The organism is Kitasatospora sp. NPDC057500, assembly GCF_042802195.1.
Classification (GTDB): domain Bacteria; phylum Actinomycetota; class Actinomycetes; order Streptomycetales; family Streptomycetaceae; genus Kitasatospora.
This window is the reverse complement of record NZ_JBHVER010000364.1, coordinates 1-4,216: the sequence shown is the minus strand read 5'-3', so window position 1 is coordinate 4,216 and position 4,216 is coordinate 1. Positions and strand designations below refer to the sequence as shown.

The 4,216-nt window shown below is 69.6% G+C and carries 2 protein-coding genes; both read left to right on the top strand.

Going from position 1 to position 4,216, the window contains the following annotated elements:
• The coding region (locus ACFU74_RS36400; RefSeq protein ID WP_380764414.1) for a beta-ketoacyl reductase at positions 1-1,475 on the top strand (1,475 nt) is incomplete at its 5' end.
• Between the two features lie 3 nt (positions 1,476-1,478).
• Positions 1,479-4,216: type I polyketide synthase (locus tag ACFU74_RS36395; protein WP_380764415.1), on the top strand; the 2,738-nt coding region annotated here is incomplete at its 3' end.

Here is a 4,216-nt window from a genome sequence, read left to right as displayed (position 1 = left end):
ACCGCTTCACCCTCATCGACCTCGACACCACCCCCACCAACCCCCACACCCTCCACACCGCCCTCACCACCAACGAACCCCAACTCGCCATCCGCAACAACACCATCCACACACCCCGCCTCACCCGCACCACCACCACAACCAGCACCACCCCAACCGCCCTCAACCCCGACGGCACCATCCTCATCACCGGCGGCACCGGCACCCTCGGCAGCCTCCTCGCCCACCACCTGGTCGCCCAGGGACACACCCAGCTCCTCCTGGTCAGCCGCAGCGGCTCCCGGGCCGAGGGCGCCGACGAGCTGCGCAAGGAGCTGAACGATCTCGGCGCCGAGGTCACCATCACCGCCTGCGACACCGCCGACCCCGACCAACTCGCCACCCTCCTCGCCGACATCCCCGACGCCCACCCCCTCACCGCCGTCATCCACACCGCCGGCGTCGTCCAGGACGCCACCCTGCCCAACCTCACCCCGGACAGCCTGGACACCGTTCTTCGCCCGAAGACCGACGCCGCCTGGAACCTCCACCACCAGACCCGGCACCTCGACCTCGCCGCCTTCGTCCTCTACTCCTCCGTCACGGGAGTCCTGGGCAACGCCGGCCAGGCCAACTACGCCGCCGCCAACACCTTCCTCGACGCCCTCGCCCACCACCGGAAGGCGCTCGGGCTGCCAGCCACCTCCCTGGCCTGGGGACTCTGGCAGGAATCCAGCACGATCACCAGCCACCTCAACAGCACCGACCACGCCCGGCTCAACCGCACCGGGATCGCGCCTCTCCCCACTGCGGACGCCCTCGCGCTCTTCGACCACACCCTCAACAGCAACCGACCCCACCACTTCACCGCCCGCCTCAACACCACCGCCCTCCGCAACAACCCCGACCTCCCGCCCATCTACCGCACCCTCCTACCGGCCGCCCGGCCCGCCACCGCGAACAACGGCAACAGCAACGCCGGACAGCCGCTGACCCACACGCTCACACCGCTCACCGAGACCGAACAGGAACAGTTCCTCCTCGGCCTCGTCCGCGACCACGTGGCCACCGCCCTCGGCCACACCAACCCCAACGGAATCGACGAGCACCGCGGCTTCTTCGACATGGGACTCGACTCCCTCACCGCCGTCGAACTCCGCAACAAGATCGGCGCCGCCACCGGCCTGCGCCTCCCCACCACCGCAATACTCGACCACCCCACCCCCACCACACTCGCGCACTACCTGCGAACACAGCTGGTCACGACGTCCGGCGAAGAAGTCGAAGCCGATGCGATGGAAACGAGGGTTCGCGAGGCATTGACCTCTATTCCCCTCACCACGCTACGCAATTCCGGCCTGCTCGACACACTGCTTCAACTCGCCGCGCCCGACAACGAAGCGCTGACCACTGACAGCTCCTCCGTAGACCTGATCGACAGCATGGACGCGGAGAGTCTGGTTCAGATCGCACTGGGCACCAAAACCGAGTCCTGACGAATTCAGAGGTGCAAAGTTCCCATGGCCATGTCTCTCGATCAAGTCGTAACCGCCCTCCGCGCCTCCGTCAAGGAAACCGAAAGGCTTCGGCAGCAGAATCAACTTCTCATTGCCGCAGCACGTGAGCCTATTGCGGTGGTGGGGATGGGGTGCCGCTATCCCGGTGGTGTGCGGTCGCCCGAGGAATTGTGGGGTCTCGTCCTGGGGGGCACGGATGCGATTTCCGGTTTCCCCGAGGAGCGCGGGTGGGACACCGAGGCGCTGTACGACCCGGATCCGGACGCGCCGCACAAGACGTACTCGCGCCATGGCGGGTTCCTGTCCGAGGCGGACGGGTTCGACGCGGAGTTCTTCGGGATCAGCCCGCGTGAGGCGCTGACCATCGACCCGCAACAGCGCCTGCTGCTGGAGTGCGCGTGGGAGGCGACCGAACGCGCGGGCATCGACCCGTCCACCCTGCGCGGCAGCCGCACCGGGGTGTTCGCCGGCGTCATGTACAACGACTACGCCGCCCGCTTCCCGGAAAAGCCCAAGGACCTGGAGGGCTACCTCGGTATCGGCAGCGCCGGCAGCATCGCCTCCGGCCGCATCTCCTACACCCTGGGCCTCGAAGGCCCTGCCGTCACCGTCGACACCGCGTGCTCCTCCTCGCTGGTCGCCCTCCACCTCGCCGCCCAGGCCCTGCGCAACAACGAGTGCGACCTCGCCCTCGCCGGCGGCGCCACCCTCATGGCCACCCCGAACACCTTCATCGAGTTCAGCCGCCAGCGCGGCCTCTCGCCCGACGGCCGCTGCAAGCCCTTCGCCGCGGCCGCCGACGGCACCGGCTGGGCCGAGGGTGTCGGCCTGGTCATGCTGGAGCGGTTGTCGGACGCCCAGCGCAACGGGCACACCGTGCTGGCACTGATCCGGGGCAGCGCCGTCAACCAGGACGGCACGAGCAGCCAGCTCAGCGCCCCCAACGGCCCCTCCCAGGAACGGGTCATCCGCCAGGCCCTGGCGAGCGCTGGCCTGACCACCGATCAGGTGGACGCCGTCGAGGCCCACGGCACCGGCACCCGCCTCGGCGACCCGATCGAGGCCCAGGCACTCCTCGCCACCTACGGCCAGGACCGCCCCGCCGACCAACCCCTGCACCTCGGCTCCATCAAGTCGAACATCGGCCACACCCAGGCCGCCGCCGGCGTCGCCAGCGTCATCAAGATGATCCTCGCCATGCAGCACGGCACCCTGCCCCAGTCGCTCCACATCGACGCACCGACCCCGCACGTCGACTGGACCGCCGGCAACATCAGCCTCCTCACCGAACAGACCCCCTGGCCGGCCACCGACCACCCCCGCCGCGCCGCCGTCTCCTCCTTCGGCATCAGCGGCACCAACGCCCACCTCATCCTCGAACAACCCCCCACCACCGACACCAGCGCCCCGGAAGAGACACCCGTCGACGGGCCCCAGGTGTGGCTGGTCTCCGGCAAGTCCCCTGAAGCGTTGGCCGATCAGGCCGCTCAGCTGCACGCCTTCGCGACGGACCGCCCGGAGGTGGACGTCCGCGACATCGCCCACGCCCTGGCCACCACCCGCACCGCCTTCGACCACCGCGCCGCCGTCATCGCCCACGACCGCAGCGACCTCCTCGACGCACTCACCGCGCTGAAGGAGGGCCGGCCCTCACCCCACCTCGTCACCGGGCCCACCGACCACCGGGGGCAGGGACGGGGGAAGACCACGTTCGTCTTCCCCGGTCAGGGCTCACAATGGGCCGGCATGGGCCGCGACCTCTTCCGGACCAGCACCGTCTTCCGCGACCACATCCACGCCTGCGCCGACGCCCTGGCCCCGCACGTCGACTGGTCACTCCTCGACGTCATCCAGGACCACCCCGACGCCCCCTCCCTGGAACGCATCGACGTCGTCCAACCCACCCTGTTCGCCACCATGGTCTCCCTCGCCGCCCTCTGGCAGTCCCACGGTGTCCAGCCCCACGCCGTCATCGGCCACTCCCAGGGCGAGATCGCCGCCGCCCACACCGCCGGCATCCTCACCCTCCCCGACGCCGCACGCATCGTCGCCCTCCGCTCCCAAGCCCTACGACAAATCGCCGGCCAAGGCGGCATGGTCTCCCTCCCCCTGCCCGCCGACCAGGCCGAAGCCCTCCTCGCCCCCTGGACCGACCGCATCAGCATCGCCGCCCTCAACGGCCCCGCCACCACCATCGTCTCCGGCGACGCCACCGCCCTCGCCGAGCTCGTAGCCGCCTGCACCGACCAGCACATCGACGCCCGCACCATCCCCGTCGACTACGCCTCCCACTCCGCCCACGTCGAAGTCATCCGCAACCAACTCCTCAACGACCTGCACGACATCACCCCCCAGACCGGCCACACCCCCTTCTACTCCACCGTCACCGGCACCCTCACCACCGACACCACCACCCTCGACACCGAGTACTGGTACCGGAACCTCCGCCAAACCGTCCTGTTCACCGACACCGCCCACACCCTCATCACCGACGGCCACCACCAGCTCATCGAGATCAGCACCCACCCCGTCCTCACCACCAGCATCCAAGACATCCTCAACCACACCGACCACACCGACACCCCCACCCACACCACCGGCACCCTCCGCCGCCACAAGGGCGACTGGACCCAGTTCCTCACCTCCGCCGCCCAACTCCACGCCCACGGCGCGCCCGTCGACTGGACCACCCACACCGCTCCCGCCACCGGCCGCCCCGT